A 26,965-nucleotide genomic window follows, 5' to 3' on the forward strand; every position below is an offset into this window, starting at 1 on the left:
GCCGCACCCGGAACGACCCGCCGTACACCCCGAACCTAGGCCGCCAGGCCAAGCGCGGCCATCCGCTTCGTATGCGCCTCCGTGATCCGGGAGAACATCCGCCCCACCTCCGCGAGGTCGAACCCGTCCGCCACCCCGCCCACCAGCATCGTCGAGAGCGCGTCACGGTCGGCCACGACCCGCTGCGCCTGCGACAGTGCCTCACCCATCAGCCGCCGCGCCCAGAGCGCGAGCCGCCCGCCCACCCGCGGCTCCGCCTCGATCGCGGCCCGTACCTTCTCGACGGCGAAGTTCCCGTGCCCCGTGTCGTCCAGGACCGCCAGCACCAGGGCGCGGGTGTCCGTGTCCAGCCGGGCCGCCACCTCCCGGTAGAAGTCGCTGGCGATCGAGTCGCCGACGTACGCCTTGACCAGGCCCTCCAGCCAGTCCGACGGCGCGGTCTGGCGATGGAAGTCGTCGAGCGCCTTGGCGAACGGCTCCATCGCCTCCGTCGGCTCGGCGTCGATCGCGCGCAGCCGGTCGTTCAGCCGGTCGAAGTGGCCGAATTCCGCGGCGGCCATCTTGGCCAGCGCCGCCTTGTCGGCCAGCGTCGGCGCCAGCTTGGCGTCCTCGGCGAGCCGTTCGAAGGCCGCCAGCTCGCCGTACGCGAGCGCTCCCAGCAGATCCACGACCGCGGCGCGGTACTGCGGCTCCGTGGAGGCCGTCTCCCAGTCCTGGGCGGCGATTCCGGTGGGTTCCTGGGCTGCCGCTACGGGCGCGGTGGCGTTGTCGGGCGTCTCCATGGACCGCACAATAGCCCGCTCCGCGCACCCCGGAAGGGGCCGGTCGGACACGGCCACCCCACCGTTCCGACGAATTCGCCCGACACATGTGCGCGATTCCGGGGTACAGTGGTAATGCGCCTGCCGAGTATTCGGCGGGCCATCGCAGTGTCTGACTGTGGGATCCCCCGCGGCCAGGCCTTACGAGGATGCCCGGTCGGTGGCCCGATCGGCTCCGCCCCGACCGCCCTCCGCGCGGAATCGTACGCACAGGTGCGCACGACTCCCAGATGAGGGGCCCCCTCAGCGGCACGAGCGCTCGAGCGACGGCAGTGGTCCCGCGCCATCCGGCCAATCCACGGCCGGCCGAGTACCCAGGTGCGGTACGACCCCCAGCGTTCGCCTCGCGTCGCGTCTCACAGAAGAGGCAGCACCCTGACTACGACTTTCCGAGACCTCGGAATCCTCCCCGAGACGGCAGAAGCACTCGAAGCCGTCGGCATCATGTCCCCGTTCCCCATCCAGGAGATGACCCTCCCGGTCGCCCTGTCCGGCAAGGATGTCATCGGACAGGCCAAGACCGGCACGGGCAAGACCCTGGGCTTCGGTCTCCCCCTCCTGGAGCGCGTCACCGTCCCCGCGGACGTCGAAGCGGGCCGCGCGGCCCCCGAGAAGCTCACGAACGCGCCGCAGGCGCTCGTCGTCGTGCCGACCCGCGAGCTGTGCCAGCAGGTCACCAACGACCTCCTGACCGCCGGCAAGGTGCGGAACGTACGCGTGCTCGCCATCTACGGCGGCCGGGCGTACGAGCCCCAGGTCGAAGCGCTCAAGAAGGGCGTCGACGTGATCGTCGGCACCCCGGGCCGGCTGCTCGACCTCGCGGGCCAGAAGAAGCTCGACCTCTCCCACATCCGCGCCCTCGTCCTGGACGAGGCCGACGAGATGCTCGACCTGGGCTTCCTGCCCGACGTCGAGCGGATCATCCAGCTGCTGCCGCCCAAGCGCCAGACGATGCTGTTCTCGGCGACCATGCCGGGCGCCGTCATCGGGCTGGCCCGCCGGTACATGTCGCAGCCGACGCACATCAGCGCCACGTCGCCGGACGACGCGGGCGCGACGGTCGCCAACACCACCCAGCGGATCTACCGCGCCCACTCCATGGACAAGCCGGAGCTGGTCGCGCGCATCCTCCAGGCCGAGGGCCGCGGCCTCGCGATGATCTTCTGCCGTACGAAGCGCACGGCGGCGGACATCGCGGACCAGCTCGCCCAGCGCGGCTTCGCCTCCGGCGCGGTCCACGGCGACCTGGGCCAGGGCGCCCGCGAGCAGGCGCTCCGCGCCTTCCGCAACGGCAAGGTGGACGTGCTGGTCTGCACGGACGTCGCCGCGCGCGGTATCGACGTCGAAGGTGTGACGCACGTCATCAACTACCAGTCGCCCGAGGAGGAGAAGACGTACCTCCACCGCATCGGCCGCACCGGCCGCGCGGGAGCGTCCGGGATCGCCGTGACGCTCGTGGACTGGGACGACATCCCCCGCTGGCAGCTGATCAACAAGGCGCTGGACCTCGGCTTCCCGGACCCGCCGGAGACGTACTCGACGTCCCCGCACCTGTTCGAGGAGCTGAACATCCCGGCCGGCACGAAGGGCATCCTGCCCCGTACGGACCGGACCCGCGCGGGTCTGTCGGCGGAGCAGGTCGAGGACCTGGGCGAGACGGGCGGCCGCGGCCGCAAGTCGCCTGCGGCGGCGGTCGCCACCGCGGTACGGGAGGAGCGCCCCGCGCGTACGCGTACGCCGCGGCAGCGTCGCCGTACGCGTGGCGGCTCGGACGCGGAGGCGGTCGTGGTCGCGGCCCCTTCCTCCGCTTCCTCCGCCCCGGCCGAGGCTTCGGCCCCGGTCCAGGTCGCGGCGAAGGCCCCTTCCTCGGCCCGCGGCAGGGCGTCCTCGGAACCCCGGGTCCGGCTGGAGCCGTTGGCGCCGCCTACCCGGGCGCCTGAGCCGCAGTTCCAGACGGCCGTGGTGCTGGAGACGCCGGACGCGGTCGCCTCGACGGAGGCGCGTACTCCGCGGCGCCGTCGCCGCACTCGCGCGGCGGACGCGGTCCCGGAGGCGACGTTCCAGACGGCGACACCGGTGACGGTGCCGGAGCCCGTGTCCGCGCCGGAGCCCCTGTCCGCGCCGGAGCCGGAGGGCGCGGGTGCGGCTGCGGCCAAGCCCCGACGCCGCCGTACGCGCGCCGCGAAGCCTGCGGACGCCGTAGCTGTGGAGGCCGTTGTCGCGGAGGCCGTGGCCCCCGAGACGAAGCCGCGGAGGCGCACTCGGGCGAAGGTGGCGGTGGAGGCGCCGGACGCCTGAGCGGGTGTTCGTTGCGCTTCCTGCTTGTCCTCAATCGCCGGACGGGCTTGTTTGTGGCGTCTGCCCGGTGCGTTTGGTTGCGCTTACTGATGTCCTCAATCGCCGGACGGGCTGGGTTTGTCGTGGTGACGGGGGGTGGGGCCTGCGGAGGTACGTATGTCCGGACTGCATGTTTTACGGCGCCTCAGGGACTCGTATAGCTCACCGGTAGTCATGCGCCACAAAACACGCTTTACGTCCGGACACACGCACCTCCTCCGACCCCACCCCCCTCACGCCGAGGGTGAGTTCAACGACCCCGCCGGCCCGGGGCGCCTCACCTCTGCCCGGTGGACAGTGCCGCTTACCAACGTCCTCAATCGCCGGACGGGCTGGAGTGTGCCCCTGCCTGGTGCGCGAGCGCGGCTTACCGATGTCCTCAAGCGCCGGACGGGCTGGGGTGTGCCCCTGCGCGGTGCGCGGGTGCGGGTTACCGATGTCCTCAAACGCCGGACGGGCTGGGTGGCGCCCCTGGTGCCCTCCAACGCCGGGGCGGGCCGGGGTTGTTTTGGCGCGGGCCTGGAAGGGGGACGGGCAGGGGTCGTGTCCGGAACGTAAAGCGTGTTTTGTGTCGCGTGACTACCGTGAATGTCCGAAGTCCCCGAACGCGACGTAAAACATGCAGTGCAGGACACGACCCCTGCCCGGCCCCCGGCAACAACCCGCACCCAAACCACCGGCCCGCAGCGGGCACAACCAAGCCCGTCCGGCGATTGAGGACAACACGAACCGCAACCCGGTCACCGAGAACGCGCGGCCCACCGGCCCCAAAAGCACGGCCGCCAGGCCAAGCGCGCCGCGCCCAACGGGCTAGCCTCAAGGACATGAGCCGGCCCCCCACCTGGACGCCCCCACCCTGCGCCCACCGCACCCACCTCCAAACCCGCCGCGGCCGCTTCGCCGTGCTCGACGCGCACCCCGCCGGGACCCCGCAAAGCACCCCGCAAAGCACCCCGCAGGGCACCGCGCTGCTCGTCCCGGGATTCACCGGCAGCAAAGAGGACTTCATCGCGCTGCTGGAGCCCCTCACCCAGGCCGGGTACCGGGTCGTCGCCGTGGACGGCAGGGGGCAGTACGAGACCGACGGGCCCGACACCGAAGAGGCGTACGCCCAGGGCGAGTTGGCCGCCGACATCCTCGCGCAGGCCGAGGCGCTCGGGGCGAAAGGCACAAAGGGCGCAAAGGGCACAGACGGCGTCCCCGTCCACCTCCTCGGCCATTCCTTCGGCGGACACCTCGCCCGCGCCGCCGTCCTCCTCGACCGCACCCCGTTCCGCTCCCTGACGCTGCTGTCCTCCGGCCCCGCCGAGGTCGCCCCCGCCCAGCGGGAGAAGCTGAAGCTGCTCCGCGACGCCCTCACCACCATGTCCATGGAGGACGTGTGGCAGGCGATGCGGGCGATGGACGCGCCCACCGAGGAGACCCCCACGGACGGCACCGACCTGCGCCGCCGCTGGCTGCGCACCCACCCCACCCAGCTGATCGCCGCCGGGCGGCAGCTGTGCTCGGAGCCGGACCGGGTCGCCGAGCTGGCCGCCGTACAGCCGCTGCCCAAGCACGTGATGTCGGGCGAGCACGACGACACCTGGCCCGTGGCCTGGCTGGACTCGATGGCCGTCCGGCTCGGCGCCCGCAGGACCGTGATCACGGGCGCCCAGCACTCGCCCAACACCGACCGCCCGGCCGCGACGGCCAAGGCGCTCGCCGACTTCTGGGACGAGGCGTACTAGACAGCGTCAGTAGTTGGACTGGAGGTGCTGCCAGAACCCGTCCCGCAGCGCCCGCCGCAGCATGGAATGCCCCCGCAGCGACCGCTGGAGCAGCTTCTCCGCCTCGATCAGCAGATCCTGGTCCACCGGCCCCGGCAGGTACGGATGGCCCGGCAGGAGCTCGCCCATCGCCATCCGCCCCCGCTCCGCCAGCCACGTCGCCGCGATCTGCGCGCCGATGAAGCGCACCTGGTCGCGGGAGGGCGGCGGATCGCCCTCGTGCTCGTACGTCGTGACCGGGCGCCGCGTGACGAAGGGCTTGTAGAAGTCCAGGTCGAACGTGCGCTGGCTGTCGACCTCCCACAGCAGCGGCTCCGCCTGGTTGCGCCCCTCGGACGCCTCGATGCCCCACAGGTGGACCCGGGCCCCGTACCCCTGCGCGGCCTCGACGGCGGACACCAGGTCCTCGTCGCCGCCGACCAGCGCGGCGTCGCTGATGGCGCGGTGCCGGGCGAGCGATTCGAGATCCGTGCGGATCAGCGAGTCGACACCCTTCTGCTGGTTGTTCGCGTTCAGGTTGCCGAGCCTGACCTTGACGTCCGGCAGCTCGGCGATGAACTGCTGCTCCGGGGTGTGGATCCGCCGTCTGGCCCCGTCGTACCAGTAGACGCGCAGCAGCCGGCTGTCCGCGAAGATGATCCTGGCCTTGTCGATGAAGGCCTCGATGATGCCTTCGGCGTCCAGGTCGAAGGACCGCCGGTCTTCCGTGCCCGCTACAAGCAACCCGGCCGCAGCATAGACGTAACCCGCGTCGACGAAGATGGCATGCGTGGACGGGGTCTTGGCGACCTCGGCGAGCATGCGCTGGAGCAGCTCGTTGGTGCGCTCCAGACGGGCGCCGATGTCGTGGAGCTCTGGATTGATCTCTGCCTCGTTCATACGCGCTTCATTCTCCGTGGACCGCACCGTACCCGCCAGTAGTTAGCCACCCGAAAAATTTCCTTAGCGTAGGGAATGTTTGCAGAGGGCAAGCCGTTGCAGACTCTTGTAAGCAACGGCGGGCAAGCCCGCCATCCATAGTTCTCCAGCAGGAGGATCAGACGAAGGGAGAAGCGCGTGCGCTTCGAAATCATGCGTCTTGACGATGTCGACGGTTCCGCAGTGGACTCGACCGTCGTGGACGCCGCCTCCGTCAATCGGATCGTGCAGCAGGCCGCAGCGATGGGGCAGCGCATCTACATCCGACCGGCCGAGACCTCGGCCTCGTAACACTTACCCCATACCCGGACCACCGCGCGACGACCGACCACGCACGACGGACGCCTGACGACCGACGCCTTGTGAAAGCGCCCCTGTACGGATCACCCGTACGGGGGCGCTGCTGTGTGCTCAGGCGTTCTGGACGACCTGGGTGATGCCGTTGATGATCTGCTGCACGGCGATCGCCGAGAGCATCATCCCCGCCAGCCGGGTCACCAGCACCACCCCGCCGTCCTTGATCAGCCGGATGATGACCAGCGAGTACCGCATCGTCACCCAGAGCACGGCGTGCATCGCCACGATCGCCGCCCAGACGGAGACCTGCGCCGCCGCGCCGTCCGCGTGCTGCACGGCCAGGATGACGGAGACGATCGCCCCGGGACCGGCGAGCAGGGGCATGCCCAGGGGTACGAGGGCGACGTTGACGTCCTTGGTCTGCTTGGGCTCGTCGGTCTTGCCGGTCAGCAGGTCGAGCGCGATGAGCAGCAGGAGCAGGCCGCCGGCGATCATCAGGGCGGGCACGGAGACGTGCAGGTAGTCCAGGATCTGCTGGCCGGCGACGCCGAAGACCGCGATCACCCCGAAGGCGACGGCCGCCGCCTGCCAGGCCATGTTGCGCTGGACCTTGGCGGGCCGGCCCGAGGTGAGGGCGAGGAAGATCGGCGTGATCCCGGGCGGGTCCATGATCACGAACAGGGTGAGGAAGAGGGAGCCGAATATGGCGAGGTCGAACACGGTGAGGGCCTAGCGGGAGTGACGGGCCGTCGGGCCTGTCCGGTGGGTGGGTGGAGAAGGAGAGCACGGCGGGGCCGGGCGCGGGTGTGCGGTGAGAGGTGTGGTGTGGGGGTGCGGTGGTACGGGCATGGCGCCGGGAGCGTCGTTACGCGTCCCGCGTCCTCCGTTACGGGCGTCCGCCCGCGCCCGGTACCGGGAAGGCGCCCGAGGCGCGCCGCGTGATCTCGCCGTAGATCTCGGGATCGGTGGTGCACGCGCCGAGTTCCACGAACTTCCGGGTGCCGTGGTAGTCGCTCGACCCCGTGCCCAGCAGCCCCAGGTCGGCGGCGAGGCCGCGCAGCCGGGCGCGGGTCGGCGCGTCGTGGTCCATGTGGTCGATCTCGATGCCGTCGAGTCCGGCGGCGGCGAGGCGTTCGATCACGGACTCCGGCACCACCGCGCCGCGCGTGACGGCCTGCGGGTGGGCGAAGACGGTGACGCCGCCGGCCGCCTTGACGAGGCGGATCGCGTCGAAGGGGTCCAGTTCGTGCTTGGAGGCGTACGCGCGGCCCCCGTTGCCGAGCCACTGGGGCGTGAACGCGTCGGAGACGGTCTCGACGATCCCCAGGTCGACCAGGGCGGTGGCGATGTGCGGGCGGCCCAGGGAGGCGTCGCCCGCGATGCGCGCGACCTGCTCCCAGGTGATCGGGACGCCCATCTCCTGGAGCTTGCGGACCATCGCCCGCGCGCGCGGGACGCGGTCGTCCCGTACCAGCTCGCGCTCGCGCAGCAGCCCGGGCTCGTCGGGGTCGAAGAGGTACGCGAGCAGGTGCAGCCCGACGCCGTCGATCCGGCAGGAGAGTTCGGCGCCGGTGACGAGGGTCAGGTCCCGGTCCAGGCCGGGGAGCGCGGCGATCGCCTCGGCGTGGCCGCGCGTGGAGTCGTGGTCGGTCAGGGCGACGACGTCGAGTCCGGCGGCGGCGGCGTTGCGGACCAGCTCGGCGGGGGTGTCCGTACCGTCCGAGGCGGTGGAGTGGGTGTGCAGGTCGATGCGCACGACGCGGGACTCCGGGGCTCGGGACGGGCTGGGGGACGCTCCAGGATAACGGGGGCGACGGGGGATTCGAACGCCCGGTTCCGGATGCGGAGGAAAGCCGCGTCCGGAGGGAAGCCCCCTCAGGACAGGCGTCCGGAGGGAAGCCCCGTCAGGACAGAGGCCCCGTCAGGACAGCAGTCTCGGCGACAGCGCCCCGCACGGCAGCAGCTCCACCTCCGCGCCCGCGTCCCGCAGGTCCGTCAGCACCAGCTCGTCGTACAGCAGCAGCCCCGACTGCTCCGGCCAGACGATCGCCCAGAGCCACAGCCCCAGCGCCTCCCCCGCGAACACCGCCCGGTCGCCCGGGGCGCCGTCCACCTGCCACAGCGGGGTGGGCCGCCCGGCGGCCAGCAGCTTGGCGTGCGGCGGGCGGTCGACCCGTATCCGCGGCCCCGGGTCCGGGCCGCCGATCCCGGCGTACCGCGCCCCGAGCCCCACTCCCAGCTCCTCGGCGACGAGCAGCAGCTCCCCGACCCCGCCGAGTGGCGCGGGACCCGAGCAGGCGACGGCGGTGGCGCGTCCGCCGCTGCGGTCGTCGCCCGCGAAGGCGACGCCGGTGTAGAGCCAGCCGACGGGCAGGGGCCAGGGCATCCAGACGGGGACGCGCGCCCGGTTCACCACCACTCCCAGCGCTTCGACGCTGGGCGGTATCACCGGCTGGAGCGGCTGGATCGCGCCGTGCGCGCCGCACTCCCACGAGTCGGCGAAGAGGCCGGGCGCCCTGATCCGGCCACCGCACTTCGGGCAACTGGGTTCGCCCCTCATAGCGCCCCACGGTCCTCCCCGCTCGACGCCCCGTCAAGGACGATCACCTGGCCGGTACGGGAGAGGTCCCCGTCACCGCGGACGGGCGGTTCGCCGACCGTCGGGTTCGAGCCAGGCAGGTCAGTCCAGCGCGACCGACCGGCGCAGCGGATCACGCAGGTCCGTGCCCCGGGACAGCCACCGCTCCTGGAGTTCCCGTGCCCCCCGTACCCGCTTCCACGCCGCCTCGTTCACCGTCATCGGCAGCAGCGGCAGGAACCGCACCGGTTCCAGCGGCGCGTCCAGCGCCAGATCCGCCACCAGCCCGCCGGGCTCCCCCACCAGGACCGAGTGGAACGGCGCCCCCGGCCACAGCGGCCCGCCGACGTCCAGCGAGGCGCCCGGGGCCACGACGACCCCTTCCACCTGCGGCGACGCGGCCAGTACGGCCAGCGGGCGCAGCACCTGGTCGGTGGCGGCGAGCCCGGCCCGTACCGACAGGACCAGCTCCGCCCGCGGCCCCTTCACCGGGTCGGCGAGCATCTGCGCCGGGTCTCCCATCGGCTGGGCGGACATACCGAGCGTCGCGTACCGCATCACAACGTCACCGCCGCCGCCCGGGGAATCCAGGAAGCGCAGCACCTCGAAGCGGTCCGTGCCCAGGAAGGTCACCGCCGCGCGCGCGTCCGGTTCGCCCAGAGCGGCCTTGAGGTGGGCCTCGACCCGAGCAAGTATTTCTCCCATGCGGGGAGCATAGATCGCGTCAGGAACGGGCAAGAGGATCTATTGGCCCGCCGTCAGCTGATAGTCTTGGCCGCCGGTAGGGACAGCACGCAGAAGCGTGTCTCTCAAGTCCCGACACACGTCGTCCCCCACGGGGGACCGGCCGGAGGAGGTGGGGCTGCGGTGGATCGAAGTCACCCGGCCAGTACCAGCCGCTCTTCCGCACCTTTCCTTTCCTCTGTGATCTGAGGCCCCGCCCTTTTCGGGTCCGCGGCAGTTCGCACGACGGAAGAGCGCTTCAGCTCCCTTTTTTCTCGCCTGTCTGTAGCGAACGCCGTTCCCGCGACCCCGCGGTACCGCCCGCTTTGCGGACGTACGCATCACGTCCCCATTCCGGGCTGTGCCACGCCTCGCCGACGGCCTCTCCGTGAAGGAGCCCGCCATGTCGATGATTCGTGACCTGCGCGCAGCGGTCCGCCCGTCCCTGCGCAAGACCAGTGCCAGTTACGGCAAGTACGACACGTACGACGCCACCCGTGACCCCTCCGCGTCGACCGCGGTCGTGGACTGCGCCGTCTACCGCGACGGCCGGCGGGTGAAGAAGGACCCGTGTGTGACGCCCCACGAGGCGATGCTGCGGGTGCGGGAGAGCGGCGGTTTCGCCTGGATCGGCCTGCACGAGCCGACGGAGGAGGAGTTCGCCGGGATCGCGGCCGAGTTCGGGCTGCACCCGCTGGCGGTGGAGGACGCGGTGCACGCGCACCAGCGGCCCAAGCTGGAGCGGTACGACGACACGTTGTTCACCGTCTTCAAGACGATCCACTACGTCGAGCACACCGAGCTGACCGCGACGAGCGAGGTGGTCGAGACCGGCGAGGTGATGTGCTTCACGGGCCGGGACTTCGTCATCACCGTCCGGCACGGCGGCAAGGGCTCGCTGCGCACCCTCCGCCACCGCCTGGAGGAGGACGAGGAGCTGCTGGCCAAGGGGCCCTCGGCCGTCCTGCACTCCATCGCCGACCATGTGGTGGACGGGTACGTCGCGGTGGCGGCGGCCGTGCAGGACGACATCGACGAGGTCGAGATCGACGTGTTCTCGGCGCCGTCGAAGGCTGCGGGGCCGCGCGGCTCGGACGCGGGGCGGATCTACCAGCTCAAGCGTGAGGTGCTGGAGTTCAAGCGGGCGGTGTCGCCGCTGCTGCGGCCGATGCAGCTGCTGAGCGAGCGGCCCATGCGGTTGGTCGACCCGGACATCCAGAAGTACTTCCGCGACGTGGCGGACCACCTGGCCCGGGTGCACGAGCAGGTCATCGGCTTCGACGAGCTGCTGAACTCGATCCTCCAGGCCAATCTGGCGCAGGCGACGGTCGCGCAGAACGAGGACATGCGCAAGATCACCTCCTGGGCGGCGATCATCGCCGTCCCGACGGCGGTCTGCGGGATCTACGGCATGAACTTCGACCACATGCCCGAGCTGCACTGGAAGTACGGCTATCCGATGGTGCTGGTCGCGATCGGGGTGGTCTGCCTGACGATCCACCGCTCCCTCAAGCGCAACGGCTGGCTCTGAGCCGTACCCGCCCCCGGACGCTCCGGTTGCCGGTCCGTCTAAGCTGCGGCGCATGACTGAACCACTGCTCGGCCAGGCGCTCGTCGAGGAGGCCACGAAGAAGTCCGGCATCGTCTGGGTGCGGGGCTCGGGTCCGGAACGGGCGCTCTGGTACGTGTGGCACGAAGGCGCCCTGTACCTCGTCGGCGACGGGCCGGGCGAGCAGCCCCTGCCCGGTCTCGCCGACGGGGCCGCCGCCGAGGTGACCGTACGGAGCAAGGACAAGGGCGGCCGGCTGGTCGCCTGGACGGCGGCCGTCGCCGAACTCGTACCGCGCTCGGAGGAGTGGGAGGCGGCCGTCGCCGAGCTGAAGGGCAAGCGGCTGAACGCGCCCGACGCCGAGGTGATGCCGGAGCGCTGGGCGCGCGAGTGCCGGGTCCTGCGGCTGACGCCCGGTGACGTACTGCGGGACCTGCCCGACGGCTCGCTGGCGGCCGCGCCGCTGCCGACCGGGGCGACGACCCGTCAGCCGGTCCCCGCGGCCCTGGGACGGCTGCTCTTCCCGCGCCGGAAGCGCGCCGGGCGCTGAGCCGGTCCCGCGCGCCGGACGGCCCGTCAGCCGCCCGAGGAGGACGACTCCGGCAGGTCGCTGCCGTAGTCGACCGTCTGCCCCTTGGGCGGGGCCTCCAGGGTGAACTCCTTGCCCCAGTCCGTCAGCGTCAGCGTCCCCGCGCCGCCCGCCCGCATCAGCTGGAGCGGGTACGGCACCCCCACCAGCGACACGTCGAGCGTGCCGCCCGCGCCCTTGCCGGCGATGACCTTGATCGTGCGGATGCCGCCGACCTTGCTGTAGTCACCCTTCGTCAGTTCGCCGTGAAGCGACAGCAGTCCGCCGAGCAGCACCTTGATGTCGGTGAAACCGCGCAGCTGCTTGTACGACGGGTCCTCCCTCGGCACCTTCACGTACTTGTCCTGGAGCTTGTCCGCCGCCTCGGTGTCGCTCGTGCTGGGCGCGGCGCTCTCCTTGCCGTCCGCGTCGCTCTCGTGCGTCCAGAAACCGGCGTCGGCCTTGAGGAACAGCTCGTCCTCGATGCGCAACAGCTCGAAGGTGTCGTCCTTGGACGTCACCGACCCGGTGCCGCCGTTCTCCTTGAGGCGCATGTTGAGGCGGTACGTCTCCCCCTGGCTGACCAGGGCCCCGGAGAGCCGCACGGCACCCGCGCCGTCCACCGCCGCCTGCGCCTTCTTCTCGATCCCGGCCGCCGTCAGCTTCCCCACCCCGTTGGTCCCCGCGTCCGGGTCCTCCGGGCTGCTGCACGCCGCGAGGAGTGCCACGAGCCCGGCGCACAACGCGAGGGAGAACACGGCCTTGCGGGCACGGCCGGAGGACATGGGAGCGGTCACGTACACACTGCCTCTCATACGCGGTGGGAGGTGGCAGACCGCAGCGTACCGGGGCCGGGCGAGGGGTCGGACACGGAGCCTCGGGGACGCCGTACGGACGGATCCACCCAGGCGTCCCGCACGCGGACGGGCTAGCCTGAACCCGTAATCCCGCAGGATAGAAGGACAATCACGGGTAAGAGCCCGGTCGGCGGAACACCGGCGGACGACAGCGGAACAGCAGCGCAACAACAACGGACGATCAAGGAGGCGCTCGGATGGCGGCAGGCGCGTCTCGGGTCTTCGTCTCGCACCTCGCCGGGGTGCCGGTCTTCGATCCCAGTGGTGACCAGGTGGGGCGGGTGCGCGACCTGGTCGCGATGCTGCGCGTCGGGCGACGGCCGCCGCGGCTGCTCGGGCTTGTCGTGGAGGTGCTCAGCAGGCGCCGGATCTTCCTGCCGATGACCCGGGTCACCGGTATCGAGTCGGGCCAGGTGATCACCACGGGTGTGGTGAACGTGCGCCGCTTTGAACAGCGGCCGACGGAGCGTCTGGTCCTCGGCGAGCTGCTGGACCGCCGCGTGCGGCTGGTGGAGAGCGACGACGAGGTGACGGTCCTCGATGTGGCGATCCATCAGCTCCCGGCCCGCCGTGAGTGGGAGATCGACAAGGTCTTCGTACGGCGTGGCAAGGGCGGCGCGCTGCGGCGGCGCGGGGAGGCGCTGACCGTCGAGTGGTCGGCCGTCACCGGCTTCTCGCTGGAGGAGGACGGGCAGGGCGCGGAGAACCTCGTCGCGACCTTCGAGCGGCTGCGTCCGGTCGAACTGGCCAACGTGCTGCACCATCTGACGCCCAAACGGCGCGCGGAGGTGGCGGCGGCCCTGGACGACGACCGGCTCGCGGACGTCCTGGAGGAGCTGCCCGAGGACGACCAGGTGGAGATCCTCGGCAAGCTCAAGGAGGAGCGCGCCGCGGACGTCCTGGAGGCGATGGACCCGGACGACGCGGCCGACCTGCTGTCCGAGCTGCCCGACGAGGACAAGGAGCGGCTGCTGACGCTGATGCAGCCGCACGACGCGGCGGACGTACGGCGCCTGATGTCGTACGAGGAGCGCACCGCGGGCGGTCTGATGACGACCGAGCCGATCGTGCTGCGCCCCGACGCGACGGTGGCGGACGCGCTGGCGCGCGTACGGCAGCAGGACCTCTCCCCCGCGCTCGCCGCGCAGGTGTACGTCTGCCGGCCGCCCGACGACACCCCGACGGGCAAGTACCTGGGCACGGTGCACTTCCAGCGGCTGCTGCGGGACCCGCCGTTCACGCTGGTCAGCTCCATCGTGGACACGGACCTGCCGCCGCTGTCCCCGGGCACCCCGCTGCCGGCGATCACCAGCCATCTGGCCGCGTACAACATGGTCTCGGCGCCGGTGGTGGACGAGAGCGGCTCGCTGCTCGGCGCGGTGACGGTGGACGACGTGCTGGACCACATGCTGCCGGACGACTGGCGCGAGACGGGCTTCCGCGGCGTGGAGGAGACAGGCCGCGGCCTGGAGGAGACCGGCCGTGGCGAGTGATCGTACGGAGAAGGACGGCGCCGCCAGGGAGCGGGCCCGGGCCGGGTCGACCGCGCTGACCCGCGGGTCCCGGGTACGGCTCGACCAGCCCCGGGCGCAGCGGCGCAGGCTGCTCCCGGACTACGACCCCGAGGCCTTCGGGCGGCTCTCGGAGCGGGTGGCCCGCTTCCTGGGGACGGGGCGTTTCATCGTCCTGATGACGCTGGTGATCATCCTGTGGGTGATCTGGAACATCACCGTCCCGAAGACGCTGCGCTTCGACGAGTACCCGTTCATCTTCCTGACGCTGGCCCTGTCCCTCCAGGCGTCGTACGCGGCGCCGCTGATCCTGCTGGCGCAGAACCGCCAGGACGACCGGGACCGGGTCACGCAGGAGCAGGAGCGGGTGCAGAACGAGCGGTCGATCGCGGACACCGAGTACCTGACGCGGGAGATCGCGGCGCTGCGGATGGGGCTCGGTGAGGTCGCCACGCGCGACTGGCTGCGTTCGGAGCTCCAGGACCTGATGAAGGACCTGGGCGAGCAGCGGGAGCGGCCGGCCGTGGACGGCCGTCCGGAACGCGAGGACTCCGGCCGCTGAACTTTCCTGCCGGTGACGGTGCCCGGCCTTACCGGCCGCGGTGCCGGGCGCCGTACCATCTCGGTATGGCTACCGACACGTACGGAACCGTCCTCCCGGCGGAAGACGCGGTGCGCGACGCACTGGCGACGGTGAACGACCCTGAGATCCACCGGCCGATCACCGACCTGGGCATGGTCAAATCGGTGGAGATCGGCGCCGACGGCGCGGTGGCCGTGACCATTTATCTGACCGTGTCGGGCTGCCCGATGCGCGACACCATCACCCGGACCGTCACGGAGGCGGTCGCCCGGGTGGCGGGCGTCACCCGCGTCGACGTCACGCTGGACGTGATGAGCGACGAGCAGCGCAAGGACCTGGCGGCGTCGCTGCGCGGCGGCAAGGCCGAGCGTGAGGTCCCCTTCGCCCAGCCGGGGTCGCTGACCCGGGTGTACGCGGTGGCGTCCGGCAAGGGCGGGGTCGGCAAGTCCTCGGTGACCGTGAACCTGGCGGCGGCGATGGCGGCCGACGGGCTCAAGGTCGGGGTCGTCGACGCGGACATCTACGGGCACAGCATCCCGAGGATGCTCGGGGTGGACGGCAAGCCCACCCAGGTCGAGAACATGATCATGCCGCCGTCGGCGAACGGGGTGAAGGTCATCTCGATCGGGATGTTCACCCCGGGCAACGCGCCGGTGGTGTGGCGCGGGCCGATGCTGCACCGGGCGCTCCAGCAGTTCCTCGCGGACGTGTACTGGGGCGATCTGGACGTGTTGCTGCTCGACCTCCCGCCGGGGACGGGCGACATCGCGATCTCCGTGGCGCAGCTGGTGCCGAACGCGGAGATCCTGGTGGTCACGACCCCGCAGCAGGCCGCCGCCGAGGTCGCGGAGCGGGCCGGCTCCATCGCCGTACAGACGCACCAGAAGATCGTCGGCGTGGTCGAGAACATGTCGGGCCTGCCGTGCCCGCACTGCGACGAGATGATCGACGTGTTCGGTACGGGCGGCGGCAAGGCGGTCGCGGACGGCCTGACGAAGACGACCGGCGCGACGGTGCCGGTGCTGGGCGCGATCCCGATCGACGTACGGCTCCGGGAGGGCGGCGACGAGGGCAAGCCGGTCGTGCTCTCCGACCCGGACTCTCCGGCGGGCATGGCGCTGCGGGAGATCGCGAACAAGCTGGGCGCCCGTCAGCGGGGCCTGTCGGGCATGTCGCTGGGGATCACCCCGAGGAACAAGTTCTGAGCCGCTGAGCCCGTGGTGACGCGGGTTCACGGGTGAGGGGCGGCTGCCGTGGCAGCCGCCCCTCAGTTGTCCGTCGCGCTAGTGGGCGTACGACGTGATGTCCTCGATCGCCGAGAAGCCGAGGCCGTACGCGCTCATGCCGCGCCCGTACGCGCCGATGTGGACGCCGCTCTGCGCCGAGCCGGCCAGGACCCAGCCGAACTCGGTCTCGCGGTAGTGGAAGGGCGTCGGCACCCCGTCGACCGGCAGGGAGAGCGCGGACCAGTCGGCGCCCTCCAGGTCGTCGGCCAGTTCGAACGCGGTCTCGGTCTGCTGGGCCAGCCAGTCGTCGCGCAGCATGTGGTCGAGCTGCGCGGGCCAGGTGGACACCAGCAGCCCCGAGCCGGCCAGCCAGGCCGCGGACGACACGGTCGTGGCGTCCAGATGCCCCGTACCATCACCGGTTCGGCGTACGGGTCCGGCCGCGACGGTCACGACGACCGCGAAGCGTTCCTTGTCCGCGCCCGACCCCTCCGGCCTTATGGTCGGCTCCTCGCCGTGGCCGGTGGAACCGTGCTGGACCGTGCCGTCCGCGGCGGCGCCGACCTGCATCAGCCAGCGGGGTCCTGTGAACGCCTCGTCCAGCCCGTACCAGGGGAAAGCTGCCCGCAGATAGCCTTCGACCGTACGCCGGGCTGCTGGCACCCCCTCGGCAGTGGATGAGCTGGACGCGGACCGCGCCCCTGCCCGACTCGTCGTCTCCATCTACCCGGACGCCTCCTCGATCTCGGTGTCCGGAGCGGCCCGCCCCCGACGGGCGCCTCACTGCCGGACAGATGGAGGATAGCCACCCGGTCCCGACTCGTTGGGATTGGTCGTACTCAGGTGGCGTCTGCGTCGAAGGGGGGCCGGTCGTCCCGATCGGGGTTTTCGCGCTTCTTCAGCAGGTCCGGCGTGCCCCCGGAACCGTTGACCGAGGACGTGGCCGCCACCGGCGTGTCCTTGGCCGCCGCGGCGTCCTCCCGGCTGTTCACCGCGTCGGCGACGTCCGTGATCTCCTTGCGGAGGTCGAACGAGCTGCGGATCTCCTTGAGGCCGAAGGTGTCCTCGTCGCCGTCCGTCAAATGCTTGCGCACGAACGTCTTCGGGTTGAGGTCCTCGAACTCGAAGTCCTTGAACTCCGGGCCCAGCTCCGACTTGATGTCCTCCTTGGCGCTGTCGGAGAACTCACGGATCTTCCGGATGAACCGGGTGGCGTCCTGGATGACCTTGGGCAGCTTCTCGGGACCGAAGACGAGCACGGCGAGGACGACGAGCGTGACCAGCTCAAGCGGTCCTATGTCATTGAACACCTAGCTGCTCCTCGTGTTCTCCGTGTGGTCTCCGGGCCCCGGACCGTGACGCTTTTGTCCTGGCCTGAGGGGGCTCGGGTGCCGGGCCGTTCCACGGTACCTGCCCGAACTGTCCGGGCGGTACCTTGCGGTGGCCGTCAGGTGCCGTTCGCGGATCCCAGGGTCAGGTTCACGGTCCGCTCCCTGCCTCCGCGCAGCAGGGTCAGTGCCAGCCGGTCGCCGGGGCGGTGGGCGCGGATCTTGACGATCAGTTCCTGGCCGCTGTGCACCCGTTGGCCGTCCACCTCCGTGATGACGTCCCCGGGCCGGATCCCGGCCTTCGCGGCGCCGCCGCCGGGCACCACCGAGGGGGTGCCGTCCGCCGCTTCCTTGCCGACGCGGGCGCCGTCGCCCGTGTACTCCATGTCGAGGCTCACACCGATCACGGGGTGGGCGGCCTTGCCGGTGTTGATGAGCTCCTCGGCGACCCGCTTGCCCTGGTTGATCGGTATGGCGAAGCCGAGCCCTATGGAGCCGGCCTGGCCGCCCTCGGTGGCGCCGCCGGTGTCGGCGGCGCGGATGGCGCTGTTGATGCCGATGACGCGGGCCTTGCTGTCCACCAGCGGGCCGCCCGAGTTGCCGGGGTTGATCGGGGCGTCGGTCTGGAGCGCGTCGACGTAACTGACGTCGCTGCCGTCGCCGCTCTCCCCGCCCGCGGTGATGGGGCGTTCCTTGGCGCTGATGATGCCGGACGTCACGGTGTTGGAGAGGTCGAAGGGGGCGCCGATGGCCACCACCGGGTCGCCGACCCGGACGTTGTCGGAGTTGCCGAGCGGCAGCGGCTTGAGGCCGGAGACGCCGGAGACCTTCACGACCGCGAGGTCGTACCCGCTGTCCTTGCCGACGATCTTCGCCCGCGCGGTCTCGCCGCCGCTGAACGTGACGGAGATCTCGCCGGAGGCGCCCGCCGGCTGGACGACATGGTTGTTCGTCAGGATGTGGCCCTGCCGGTCGAGGACGAAGCCCGTGCCGGTGCCCTGCTCGTCGGCGCCGCTGACGTGCAGGGTGACGACGCTGGGCAGGGCGCTGGCGGCGATCCCGGCGACGCTGTCGGGCGCGCGGTCGCCGAGGTCGGGGCCGGCCTGCGGGAGTTCGACGCTGGCGAAGCCGTTGTTGCGTTCCACGTTCGCGCCGACCGCGCCGCCGACGACGCCGGCGACCAGGGCGAACAGCAATGCCGATACGACCCCGATCCGCCTGCGCGGGCGTGGCGGGGTGCCGTGGTCGGTGAACGGCTGCTGTCCGGGGACGCCCCAGGGGTCGTACGGGCCCCACTGCGGGCCTCCGGGGAGGCCGGGGCCGCCCGGACCACCCGGGGGCTGCTCGTCCCGTGGGCGGTCCGCCGGGGGCAGGAACACACCGTGCGCCGGGGTCGGCACCGGTACGGGAGGCGCGGGCGCCCAGGGGCCGGGGCCGCCGTAGGGCGGAGTGCTGTAGGCGTCAGGCTCGTGCAGCGGCTGTGCGTGCCGCGGCGGCTCGTACGACTGCCGCGCCTGTCCCTCTGGTTCGTGCGACGGCCGCGGGTGCCCCGGTGGCTCCTGCTCCGGCACCCGGCCCGGCGCGGGTCGGCTCCACCACGTCGCCTTGGGTCCGGTGGGCTTCCCGTCGTCCATGCTCTCCCCGCAACTGCCGCTCCGCGCCCCGACGGGGGCACCCCTGTGAGGATTCAACCAGGTTTACGAATCGGTGCGCAGGACGCGGTCAGCGGGCGGACGAGAGCGGAAGGGTCGGGGCCGCGAGCTGGGAGGGGCGCGGGGTCGCCGTCGGGCTCGTCCCGGAGGGGGCGTCGACCTGGAGGGCCGGGCCCGTGGGTTGCAGGAACGGCGCCAGGGACGGCGTGGTCAGATACGGGCTGCTCAGATACGGGCTGTTGAGCATCCCGGGAGGCGCCGAGGGGGCCTGCCGGACCAGCGACACCGAGGGCGGAACACCGCCGAAGCGGCGGCCGGTCTCCGCGCCGAGGGGCGCCGGGGCCGTGTTCCCCGCCGGGGCACGCAGGGGCGTCACATTGTTGCCCGCGCCGCGGGGCAGCACGTCGGCCGCCGTGCCCAGCGGCACGGAACCGCCGAGCGCCATCGCGGCGAACGACACCGCGCTCGCCGCGGCGAACGCGAACCGCCGTGCGCGCCACGGGGAACGCTCCGCCGCCTCGCGCCCGACCTCGTGGATACGGAATCCGGAGCCGCCCGGGACCATCCCGGAGTGCGCCGCGGCCGGTTCGTACGCGAACCCGCCGGGGCGCACCCCGAAGACGCCGTTCCCGAACGTGCCCCCGTCGAAGAGACCTCGACGGGGGTCGTCGTCGTCCCGGCCGGAGGAACCGCCGGGCAGCCCCTGGAGTCTGGCGAGCAGGCCCGCGGACATCGGGGGTCCGGCGGCCTGTGCGAACACGTTCTTGAGCCGGCGCTGGGCGTCGGCCTCCGCCTTGCACTTGGCACAGGTCGCGAGATGGGCCAGCACACGCTCACGCGCGTCATGGTCCAGCTCCCCGTCCACCAGGGCGGCGAGTCGGTCCCCCAGATGCTGTTCGGCGGGGGTCGGGCTGGTGGCACTCACGCCGGTCCGCCCTCCCCGGCCACGCTCACGAAGGCACGCTGCTCGGCCCGGGCCTCGGGCGAGCGGTGCTGGAGGGCCTTGCGCAGGTGGGAACGCCCGCGGTGGATCCGGCTGCGCACGGTGCCGAGCTTCACACCGAGAGTCGCCGCGATCTCCTCGTACGACAGTCCCTCGATGTCACAGAGCACCACCGCGGCACGGAACTCGGGCGCGAGGGTGTCCAGCGCCTGCTGGACGTCCGCGTCGAAGTGGGTGTCGTGGAAGACCTGCTGCGGGGACGGCTCACGGCTGGGCAGCCGCTCCGCCGCGTCGTCACCGAGCGCGTCGAACCTGATCCGCTGCTTGCGGCGGACCATGTCGAGGAAGAGGTTGGTGGTGATGCGGTGCAGCCAGCCCTCGAACGTGCCGGGGGTGTAGGTCGACAGTGATCGGAAGACCCGGACGAAAACTTCCTGGGTCAGGTCCTCCGCGTCGTGCTGGTTGCCCGTCAGCCGGTAGGCGAGGCGGTAGACACGTCCGCTGTGCGTGCTGACGATCTCCTCCCAGCTGGGGGGCGTCCACGCCTGCGCGTCCGCATCCGATGCGAAAGTCGCCGTAACTGCGGAGTCGTTGGAGCGAGAACGGTCAGCGAAGTTGGTCACGGATCTCGGCTCACCCGCCGATCCGAGGAAGCGCCAGAGCACTCCTCCCCGATCCACAGGCTCAGCCGCACCTCCCCTATCGGCTCTGGTGGTGTCCAGTCGAGCCCCTACCATAGCCACCTCGCCCGTTAGCTCCGGATAAGAATCTTTACGTGAATATGGGGCCGGTCCCAGCCGCTTGTCACCGTGCTGCCCGCCCCCTCATAACGTCCGGTCCCATCTGCGGGTTCCCGGGCGCAGCGGATACAGTCACCGTTGCGCCGCCAACGGGGACAAGGAGAGGGTCATTACCGCCAACCGGCAGACGAGCTGGGCGTTCTCCGACGCCTACGTCGCCGAGGACGAAGCACTCCACTGGGCCCGCGACAGGGCCCATGAGACGGGGCTTCGCTCGGTGTCACCGGGCACCGGTGCCGCGCTGCGTCTGCTCGCCGCCACCCTGGACGCGAAATCGGTGGCCGAGATCGGCACCGGGACGGGTGTCTCAGGGACGTACCTGCTCCAGGGCATGCGGCCCGACGGCGTGCTGACCACGGTCGACACCGAACCGGAGCGCCAGCAGTTCGCCCGGCAGACCTTCCGCGCGGCCGGCTTCACCGGCAACCGCGCCCGCTTCATCCCCGGCCGCGCCCTCGACGTCCTGCCCCGGCTCGCCGACGGCGGGTACGACCTCGTCTTCTGCGACGGGGACCGGCTGGAGTCACTCGACTACCTCGACGAGTCGCTGCGGCTGCTGCGGCCCGGCGGCCTGGTCTGCTTCGAGGGCATGTTCGCGGACGGCCGCACGGTGGACTCGGCGGCGCAGCAGGCGGAGGTGCTGCGGCTGCGGGAGCTGCTGCGGGCGGTGCGGGAGAGCCAGGAGCTCCAGTCGGCGCTGCTGCCGGTGGGCGACGGGCTGCTGTGCGCGGTCCGGCGGGGCTGAGTCTTTTCTCTCTCGGTGTCTTTTGTCTCTCGGTGGAAAAGGGCTGCCCCGGCGCGGACCTGATCCGTGCCGGGGCAGCTGTGGTGTCGATCCGGGGATGACGCACGACCCCGAAGACTGTGCGTTCCGCTCAGCCGACGACCTTCTTGAGAGCGTCGCCGAGGGCATCCGCCTCGTCCGGGGTCAGCTCGACGACGAGCCGACCGCCGCCTTCGAGCGGAACGCGCATGACGATGCCCCGCCCCTCCTTGGTCACCTCGAGCGGGCCGTCGCCCGTCCGCGGCTTCATGGCCGCCATGCTCGTTCCCCTTCCTGAAACCAGCTCATCTCCGCCGGCGGCCCCATGACAGGCGCTGTGTCACCGGCATCGAACACATTGCTTCCAGGCCATTATCCCGCATGGCGGGACCCGATGACCAACATCGGTCGGCATCGCTTGCGCAACGCGCTTCCGCAAAACCACTCAATTCGGCGATCCGCCTGCGATACTTCGCCGCCGCCGGGACCTGGTGGGACCCGGCGGGACCCGGCGGCCGGCTTTCCTGGGCCATGCTGGACCCGGACAGGACTGCCCCGAGCCGCGAAGGGACCCGATCATGGCCGACACCGTGCTGTACGAGGTGAGTGACGGACTCGCAACGATCACGATCAACCGGCCCGAGGCCAGGAACGCGCTCGACGTGGCGACGAAGGCCGCGCTGCGGGACACGCTGGAGACGGCGGGCGCGGACCCGGCGGTCCGGGGTGTGCTGCTCACGGCGGCGGGTGACCGGGCGTTCTCGGTGGGCCAGGACCTCAAGGAGCACATGGCGCTGCGCGCGGCGGACCGGGAGCGGGGCTCGGACGACACGATGCGGACGGTGCGCGAGCACTACAACCCGATCGTCCGCGCGATCGCGACGATGCGGAAGCCGGTGGTGGCGGCGGTGAACGGGGTCGCGGCGGGCGCGGGCCTCGGCTTCGCCCTGGCGGCGGACTACCGGGTGGTGTCGGACACGGCGTCCTTCACGACGGCGTTCGCGGGGGTGGCACTGACGGCGGACTCGGGGGTGTCCTGGACGCTGCCGCGGCTGATCGGGGCGGGGCGGGCGGCGGATCTGCTGCTGTTTCCGCGGTCCGTGGGGGCGGAGGAGGCGTTGGCGTTGGGGCTGGTGCATCGGGTGGTGCCGGCTCTTTCGCTGGCCGCGGAGGCTCTTGCCGTGGCGCGGGCGTTGGCGTCCGGGCCGACGGTGGCGTATGCGTCGCTGAAGGAGTCGCTGGCGTATGGGGCGGGGCGGACGTTGGAGGAGGCGCTTTCGAGGGAGGCGGAGTTGCAGTCGGTGGCGGGTTCGTCCGACGACCACGGGATCGCGGTCGAGGCGTTCCTGTCGAAGACGCCGGCGCGCTTTGTGGGGCGCTGACCAGCTGGCCTGGCGGCCGGCCTGTTGTCCTCAATCGCCGGACGGGCTTGGTTGTGCCCGCTGCGGGCCGGGGCTTTGTCCGCGGGTTGTTGCCGGGGGCCGGGCAGGGGTCGTGTCCTGCACTGCATGTTTTACGTCGCGTTCGGGGACTTCGGACATTCACGGTAGTCACGCGACACAAAACACGCTCTACGTTCCGGACACGACCCCTGCCCGTCCCCCTTCCACGCCCGCGTTCAAGACAACCCCCGGCCCGCCCGGCCTTGGAGACCACCGGGGCCACTTCCAGCCCGTCCGGCGTTTGAGGACATCGGTAAGCCGCGCTTGCGTACCGGGCAGAGGCCACTATCAAGCCCGTCGGGCGATTGAGGACAATCAGTGACCGCAACGGTCAACGGAACTCGCACCCCACGACGTGGTCGTTGACCAGCCCGCACGCCTGCATAAGCGCGTACGCCGTCGTCGGGCCCACAAAACGAACCCCCCGCCCCTTCAGGGCCTTCGCCAGCGCCGTCGACTCCTCCGTCACCGCCGGGACATCCGCCCCCGTCCGGGGCGCCGGGCGCGTCGTCGGGTCGGGGGCGTACGACCAGATCAGGGCGTCCAGCTCACCCGGCGACCACCCCGCCAGGACCCCCGCGTTCGCCAGCGTCGCGTCGATCTTCGCGCGGTTGCGGATGATCCCCGGGTCCGCCAGCAGGCGCGTACGGTCCGCGTCCGTGAACTTCGCCACAGTCGCGATGTGGAAGGAACCGAACGCCTCCCGGAACCCCTCCCGCCGCCGCAGGATCGTGATCCAGGAGAGCCCGGACTGGAACGCCTCCAGGGAGATCCGCTCGAAGAGCGCGTCGTCGCCGTGGACGGGCCGGCCCCACTCGGAGTCGTGGTACGTGACGTAGTCCGGAGCGGACGTGCCCCACGGGCAGCGCAGACGCCCGTCCGCCCCCACCACCGCGCCCGCCGGAGGCTCCGCGGCAGGTGTCATCGGGGGCCCTCCCAGCCGGGCTTCTTGAAGAGGTCCGGCGAGGAGACCGCCGTCGCCTGGGCCCCCGCCAGCGCCGCCTCCAGCTCCGCGATCCGCGCGTCGCGCTCCGCGAGTTCCGCGCCGAGGCGGCCGAGGGCGTCGTCCACGTCGGCCATGCGGTAGCCGCGCAGCGCGACGGGCAGCCGCAGCGCCTCGACATCCGCGCGGCCGACCGGGCGTGTCGCGGGCAGCGGGTCCACCAGCTGTTCGGGCGCGACGTCGGGCAGGACCGGGCGATCCCCGCCGCCGACCACCGCGAGGGTGACCCCGGCGACGACCACGACCATCGCGATGAGCAAGAACAAGAACACGTGCTTCTCCCCGGGCAGGAAACGTCCGGTGCCGATCGTGCCATGGGATCGCGGCGGAGACCGACCCGGCGCCGCCCCGGGGTGCCGGCGCCCTGACTCACCCCGCGCCGCCGCCCCCCGGCGGACGCGCGGTCTAAGGTCGCAGGCGAGTGGACGTGAGGAAGGAAACACGCATGCGCGGGACCCTGCGGCTGGGACGGCGGGAATTCGGGGCGGACGAGCCGGTGATCATGGCGATCGTGAACCGGACCCCCGATTCCTTCTACGACCAGGGCGCGACCTTTCACGACGAGCCCGCCCTCGACCGCGTGGAGGACGCCGTCGCGCAGGGCGCCGCGATCATCGACATCGGCGGGGTGAAGGCCGGCCCCGGTGCCGAGGTGTCCGCCGAGGAGGAGGCGCGCCGCACCGTCGGCTTCGTCGCCGAGGTCCGCCGGCGCCACCCCGAGGTGGTGATCAGCGTGGACACCTGGCGCCACGAGGTCGCCGAGGCCGTCTGCGAGGCGGGGGCGGATCTGCTGAACGACGCGTGGGGCGGCGTGGACCCGAAGCTCGCCGAGGTCGCCGCGCGGTACGGCGTCGGCCTGGTGTGCACGCACGCGGGCGGCGCCGAGCCCCGGACGCGTCCGCACCGGATCGCGTACGACGACGTGATGGCGGACATCCTGCGCGTCACCCTGGGGCTCGCGGAGCGCGCGCGGGCGCTGGGGGTGCGGGAGGACGGGATCCTGATCGATCCGGGCCACGACTTCGGGAAGAACACCCGGCATTCGCTGGAGGCGACCCGGCGGCTGGGTGAGATGGCGGACACCGGCTGGCCGGTGCTGGTGTCGCTGTCGAACAAGGACTTCGTCGGGGAGACCCTCGACCGGCCGGTCAAGGAGCGGCTGATCGGCACGCTCGCGACGACGGCGGTGTCCGCGTGGCTGGGGGCGCGGGTCTACCGCGTCCACGAGGTGGCGGAGACCCGCCAGGTGCTGGACATGGTGGCGTCCATCGCGGGCCACCGGCCCCCGGCGGTCGCCCGCCGGGGACTGGCGTAGGACATCTACTTGCCGGTCTCCTTGGTGACCAGCGCCACCGCTTCCTCCACGTCGTCCGTGAGGTGGAAGAGCAGGAGGTCCTTCTCGGACGCCTTGCCCTGCGCCACGACCGTGTTCCTCAGCCACTCGACCAGGCCGCCCCAGTACGCCGTACCGAAGAGCACGATGGGGAAGCGGGTGACCTTGCGCGTCTGGACGAGGGTCAGGGCCTCGAACAGTTCGTCCAGCGTCCCGAGGCCGCCGGGCAGGACAACAAATCCTTGCGCGTACTTCACGAACATCGTCTTGCGTACGAAGAAGTAGCGGAAGTTCACGCCGATGTCGACGTGCGGGTTGAGCCCCTGTTCGAAGGGCAGCTCGATCCCGAGGCCGACGGAGACGCCCTTCGCCTCACGTGCCCCCTTGTTCGCCGCTTCCATGGCGCCCGGGCCACCGCCCGTGATGACCGCGAATCCGGCCTCGACCAGGGCGCGGCCGATCCGGGTGCCCGCCTCGTACTCAGGCGTGCCGGCCGGGGTGCGGGCGGAGCCGAAGACGCTGATCGCGCTCGGCAGTTCGGCGAGGGCGCCGAAGCCCTCCACGAACTCGGACTGGATGCGCATCACCCGCCAGGGGTCGGTGTGCACCCATTCCGAGTCGCCCTCGGTGTCCAGCAGCCGCTGGTCGGTCGTGCCTGCCTGTACCTGTTCCCGGCGGCGGATCACCGGTCCGAGCCGCTGCTCCTCCGGCTTCCGCGCTCCCTCAGGCATGCCCATGAGCTGCTCCCTCCGCTGCGGTGCTTGGTTCTGGGCAAGGGTAGGTCCACGGACGTGACAAATGGCGAAATTCCGGTGGTCGGCAGGGCGGAGACCTGGCGTTCCGGCCGCCGGCCCGGGAATACACGGGAGTACGCGGCAATACGTCAGGCGGTGAGCCACTCCCGCAGCCGGTTCTCGCAGTGGGTGATCCGCTCGACCGCCACGTGTTCGTCCCGCTTGTGGGCGAAGAGGGGGTTGCCGGGGCCGTAATTGACCGCGGGGATGCCGAGCCCGCCGAAGCGCGCCACGTCCGTCCAGCCGAACTTGGGCCGGGCCGTGCCGCCGACCGCCGCCATGAAGGCCGCCGCGGCGGGGTGGGAGAGGCCGGGGAGGGCCGCCCCGGAGTGGTCGTCCACGACGAACTCCGCGACGCCGCAGTCCGCGAACACCTCGTGGACGTGGGCCAGTGCCTCCGCCTCGCCGAGGTCGGGGGCGTAGCGGTAGTTGACGGTGACCGTGCAGGAGTCGGGGATGACGTTGGTGGCGACGCCGCCCTCGATCCGTACGGCGTTGAGGCCCTCCCGGTACTCCAGCCCGTCGATCACGGGCCTGCGGGGTTCGTACGCGGCGAGCCTGGCGAGGATCGGCGCGGCGGCGTGGATCGCGTTGGACCCCATCCAGCCGCGCGCGGAGTGGGCGCGTTCGCCTTCCGTACGGAGGAGGACCCGCAGGGTGCCCTGGCAGCCGCCCTCGACCTCGCCGTCGGAGGACTCCAGCAGGATGGCGAAGTCGCCCTCCAGCCAGTCGGGGTGGGCCTCGGCGACGTGCCCGAGGCCGTTGAGGTCGGCGGCGACCTCTTCGTTGTCGTAGAAGAGGAACGTGAGGTCGCGGTTGGGCTCGGGGACCGTCGCGGCGATGCGCAGCTGGACGGCGACGCCCGACTTCATGTCGCTGGTGCCGCAGCCCCACAGGATGCCGTTGTCGTCGAGCCGGGAGGGCACGTTGTCCGCGATGGGGACGGTGTCGATGTGTCCGGCCAGGACGATCCGCTCGCCGAGCCCCCGGTTCGTCCGGGCCACGATGTTGTTGCCGTACCGCTCGACGGTCAGGTGCGGCAGCGGGCGCAGCGCCAGCTCGATCGCGTCGGCGAGGGCTTTCTCGTCGCCGCTGACCGAGGGGAGGTCGACGAGGGCGGCGGTGAGCGCCGGGCCGTCCAGGGTGAGGTCGAGCGGGGTGTCGGACATG

At 71.5% G+C, this 26,965-nt stretch carries 27 protein-coding genes and 1 pseudogene; 11 read left to right on the top strand and 17 right to left on the bottom strand.

Annotation, left to right across the window (positions count from 1 at the left end; genetic code table 11):
* Positions 1-35: 35 nt before the first annotated feature.
* Entirely contained in the window at positions 36-782 is a 747-nt protein-coding gene (locus OG349_RS12095) for a ferritin-like fold-containing protein (RefSeq protein ID WP_327234607.1), read from the bottom strand.
* 483 nt (positions 783-1,265) lie between these two features.
* On the opposite strand from OG349_RS12095, the gene OG349_RS12100 reads away from it, so the two are divergent.
* Together OG349_RS12100 and OG349_RS12105 are read left to right on the top strand one after the other, a co-directional pair.
* Entirely contained in the window at positions 1,266-3,119 is a 1,854-nt protein-coding gene (locus OG349_RS12100; protein WP_327234608.1) for a DEAD/DEAH box helicase, read from the top strand.
* An 863-nt stretch (positions 3,120-3,982) separates the two neighbouring features.
* Positions 3,983-4,888: an alpha/beta fold hydrolase gene (locus tag OG349_RS12105; protein WP_327234609.1), complete on the top strand. Its 906-nt coding sequence runs from the start codon at positions 3,983-3,985 to the stop codon at positions 4,886-4,888.
* Positions 4,889-4,894: 6 nt separating this feature from the next.
* Here the strand turns inward: OG349_RS12105 and OG349_RS12110 are convergent, their stop codons facing one another.
* Complete coding sequence (locus OG349_RS12110) at positions 4,895-5,806, bottom strand: NYN domain-containing protein (RefSeq protein WP_327234610.1); 912 nt, start codon at positions 5,804-5,806, stop codon at positions 4,895-4,897.
* A gap of 177 nt (positions 5,807-5,983) precedes the next feature.
* On the opposite strand from OG349_RS12110, the gene OG349_RS12115 reads away from it, so the two are divergent.
* Complete coding sequence (locus OG349_RS12115; protein ID WP_327234611.1) at positions 5,984-6,136, top strand: hypothetical protein; 153 nt, start codon at positions 5,984-5,986, stop codon at positions 6,134-6,136.
* A gap of 120 nt (positions 6,137-6,256) precedes the next feature.
* On the opposite strand, the gene OG349_RS12120 is transcribed toward OG349_RS12115, so the two are convergent.
* From OG349_RS12120 to OG349_RS12135, 4 genes are all read right to left on the bottom strand, one after another.
* Positions 6,257-6,862 (bottom strand): MarC family protein, encoded by a 606-nt coding sequence (locus OG349_RS12120; RefSeq protein ID WP_327234612.1) that lies wholly within the window; start codon positions 6,860-6,862, stop codon positions 6,257-6,259.
* A gap of 166 nt (positions 6,863-7,028) precedes the next feature.
* A complete protein-coding gene (locus OG349_RS12125) occupies positions 7,029-7,898 on the bottom strand; it encodes a PHP domain-containing protein (RefSeq protein ID WP_327234613.1) in 870 nt (289 codons plus the stop codon).
* A gap of 165 nt (positions 7,899-8,063) precedes the next feature.
* Complete coding sequence (locus OG349_RS12130; RefSeq protein WP_327234614.1) at positions 8,064-8,702, bottom strand: DUF6758 family protein; 639 nt, start codon at positions 8,700-8,702, stop codon at positions 8,064-8,066.
* Positions 8,703-8,822: 120 nt separating this feature from the next.
* Positions 8,823-9,425, bottom strand: a complete 603-nt coding sequence (locus OG349_RS12135) for a suppressor of fused domain protein (RefSeq protein ID WP_327234615.1) — start codon at positions 9,423-9,425, stop codon at positions 8,823-8,825.
* Between the two features lie 421 nt (positions 9,426-9,846).
* Between OG349_RS12135 and OG349_RS12140 the strand changes: the two genes are divergently transcribed.
* A complete protein-coding gene (locus OG349_RS12140; protein WP_327234616.1) occupies positions 9,847-10,974 on the top strand; it encodes a magnesium and cobalt transport protein CorA in 1,128 nt (375 codons plus the stop codon).
* Positions 10,975-11,026: 52 nt separating this feature from the next.
* Positions 11,027-11,542: a hypothetical protein gene (locus OG349_RS12145; protein WP_327234617.1), complete on the top strand. Its 516-nt coding sequence runs from the start codon at positions 11,027-11,029 to the stop codon at positions 11,540-11,542.
* A gap of 26 nt (positions 11,543-11,568) precedes the next feature.
* Here OG349_RS12145 and OG349_RS12150 read toward each other — a convergent pair whose 3' ends face one another.
* Complete coding sequence (locus tag OG349_RS12150) at positions 11,569-12,357, bottom strand: hypothetical protein (protein WP_327234618.1); 789 nt, start codon at positions 12,355-12,357, stop codon at positions 11,569-11,571.
* Positions 12,358-12,614: 257 nt separating this feature from the next.
* Here OG349_RS12150 and OG349_RS12155 point away from each other — a divergent pair, with 257 nt between their 5' ends.
* The 3 genes from OG349_RS12155 (at position 12,615) to OG349_RS12165 (ending at position 15,716) form a co-directional block, all read left to right on the top strand.
* Positions 12,615-13,910, top strand: a complete 1,296-nt coding sequence (locus OG349_RS12155; protein WP_327234619.1) for a magnesium transporter MgtE N-terminal domain-containing protein — start codon at positions 12,615-12,617, stop codon at positions 13,908-13,910.
* A complete protein-coding gene (locus OG349_RS12160) occupies positions 13,900-14,490 on the top strand; it encodes a DUF1003 domain-containing protein (protein ID WP_327234620.1) in 591 nt (196 codons plus the stop codon). Before OG349_RS12155 ends, OG349_RS12160 begins: the two co-directional genes overlap by 11 nt.
* A 65-nt stretch (positions 14,491-14,555) precedes the next feature.
* The gene (locus OG349_RS12165; protein ID WP_327234621.1) at positions 14,556-15,716 is read left to right on the top strand and encodes an Mrp/NBP35 family ATP-binding protein; all 1,161 of its coding nucleotides are present in this window, start codon (positions 14,556-14,558) and stop codon (positions 15,714-15,716) included.
* A 78-nt stretch (positions 15,717-15,794) separates the two neighbouring features.
* Here the strand turns inward: OG349_RS12165 and OG349_RS12170 are convergent, their stop codons facing one another.
* The 5 genes from OG349_RS12170 to sigE all read right to left on the bottom strand — a co-directional run bounded on the left by OG349_RS12170 (position 15,795) and on the right by sigE (position 20,397).
* Positions 15,795-16,460 (bottom strand): hypothetical protein, encoded by a 666-nt coding sequence (locus OG349_RS12170; RefSeq protein ID WP_327234622.1) that lies wholly within the window; start codon positions 16,458-16,460, stop codon positions 15,795-15,797.
* Between the two features lie 116 nt (positions 16,461-16,576).
* Positions 16,577-17,047, bottom strand: coding sequence for a sec-independent translocase (locus OG349_RS12175; RefSeq protein WP_327234623.1), 471 nt, complete (start codon positions 17,045-17,047; stop codon positions 16,577-16,579).
* Between the two features lie 137 nt (positions 17,048-17,184).
* Positions 17,185-18,699, bottom strand: coding sequence for a S1C family serine protease (locus tag OG349_RS12180; RefSeq protein WP_327234624.1), 1,515 nt, complete (start codon positions 18,697-18,699; stop codon positions 17,185-17,187).
* A gap of 88 nt (positions 18,700-18,787) precedes the next feature.
* Positions 18,788-19,642, bottom strand: a complete 855-nt coding sequence (locus tag OG349_RS12185) for an anti-sigma factor family protein (RefSeq protein ID WP_327234625.1) — start codon at positions 19,640-19,642, stop codon at positions 18,788-18,790.
* Positions 19,639-20,397, bottom strand: a complete 759-nt coding sequence (sigE, locus tag OG349_RS12190; protein WP_202534187.1) for an RNA polymerase sigma factor SigE — start codon at positions 20,395-20,397, stop codon at positions 19,639-19,641. Before sigE ends, OG349_RS12185 begins: the two co-directional genes overlap by 4 nt.
* A gap of 141 nt (positions 20,398-20,538) precedes the next feature.
* On the opposite strand from sigE, the pseudogene OG349_RS12195 reads away from it, so the two are divergent.
* Positions 20,539-21,205 (top strand): annotated as a pseudogene (locus OG349_RS12195) (O-methyltransferase).
* Between the two features lie 130 nt (positions 21,206-21,335).
* Here OG349_RS12195 and OG349_RS12200 read toward each other — a convergent pair.
* Positions 21,336-21,503: a DUF3117 domain-containing protein gene (locus tag OG349_RS12200; RefSeq protein WP_003966491.1), complete on the bottom strand. Its 168-nt coding sequence runs from the start codon at positions 21,501-21,503 to the stop codon at positions 21,336-21,338.
* Positions 21,504-21,801: 298 nt separating this feature from the next.
* On the opposite strand from OG349_RS12200, the gene OG349_RS12205 reads away from it, so the two are divergent.
* Positions 21,802-22,605, top strand: a complete 804-nt coding sequence (locus tag OG349_RS12205; protein ID WP_327234626.1) for an enoyl-CoA hydratase/isomerase family protein — start codon at positions 21,802-21,804, stop codon at positions 22,603-22,605.
* A gap of 391 nt (positions 22,606-22,996) precedes the next feature.
* Here OG349_RS12205 and OG349_RS12210 read toward each other — a convergent pair whose 3' ends face one another.
* Complete coding sequence (locus OG349_RS12210) at positions 22,997-23,590, bottom strand: DNA-3-methyladenine glycosylase I (protein WP_327234627.1); 594 nt, start codon at positions 23,588-23,590, stop codon at positions 22,997-22,999.
* On the bottom strand, positions 23,587-23,940 hold the full coding sequence (locus tag OG349_RS12215) for a DivIVA domain-containing protein (protein WP_327234628.1): 354 nt from the start codon (positions 23,938-23,940) through the stop codon (positions 23,587-23,589). Before OG349_RS12215 ends, OG349_RS12210 begins: the two co-directional genes overlap by 4 nt.
* A 173-nt stretch (positions 23,941-24,113) precedes the next feature.
* On the opposite strand from OG349_RS12215, the gene folP reads away from it, so the two are divergent.
* Positions 24,114-24,983, top strand: a complete 870-nt coding sequence (gene folP, locus OG349_RS12220; RefSeq protein ID WP_327234629.1) for a dihydropteroate synthase — start codon at positions 24,114-24,116, stop codon at positions 24,981-24,983.
* 5 nt (positions 24,984-24,988) lie between these two features.
* Here folP and OG349_RS12225 read toward each other — a convergent pair whose 3' ends face one another.
* Positions 24,989-25,738: a TIGR00730 family Rossman fold protein gene (locus tag OG349_RS12225; protein ID WP_161307084.1), complete on the bottom strand. Its 750-nt coding sequence runs from the start codon at positions 25,736-25,738 to the stop codon at positions 24,989-24,991.
* Positions 25,739-25,884: 146 nt separating this feature from the next.
* The gene (dapE, locus tag OG349_RS12230; protein WP_327234630.1) at positions 25,885-26,964 is read right to left on the bottom strand and encodes a succinyl-diaminopimelate desuccinylase; all 1,080 of its coding nucleotides are present in this window, start codon (positions 26,962-26,964) and stop codon (positions 25,885-25,887) included.
* Position 26,965: the final 1 nt, after the last annotated feature.

Source organism: Streptomyces sp. NBC_01317 (assembly GCF_035961655.1).
Taxonomy (GTDB): Bacteria; Actinomycetota; Actinomycetes; order Streptomycetales; family Streptomycetaceae; genus Streptomyces.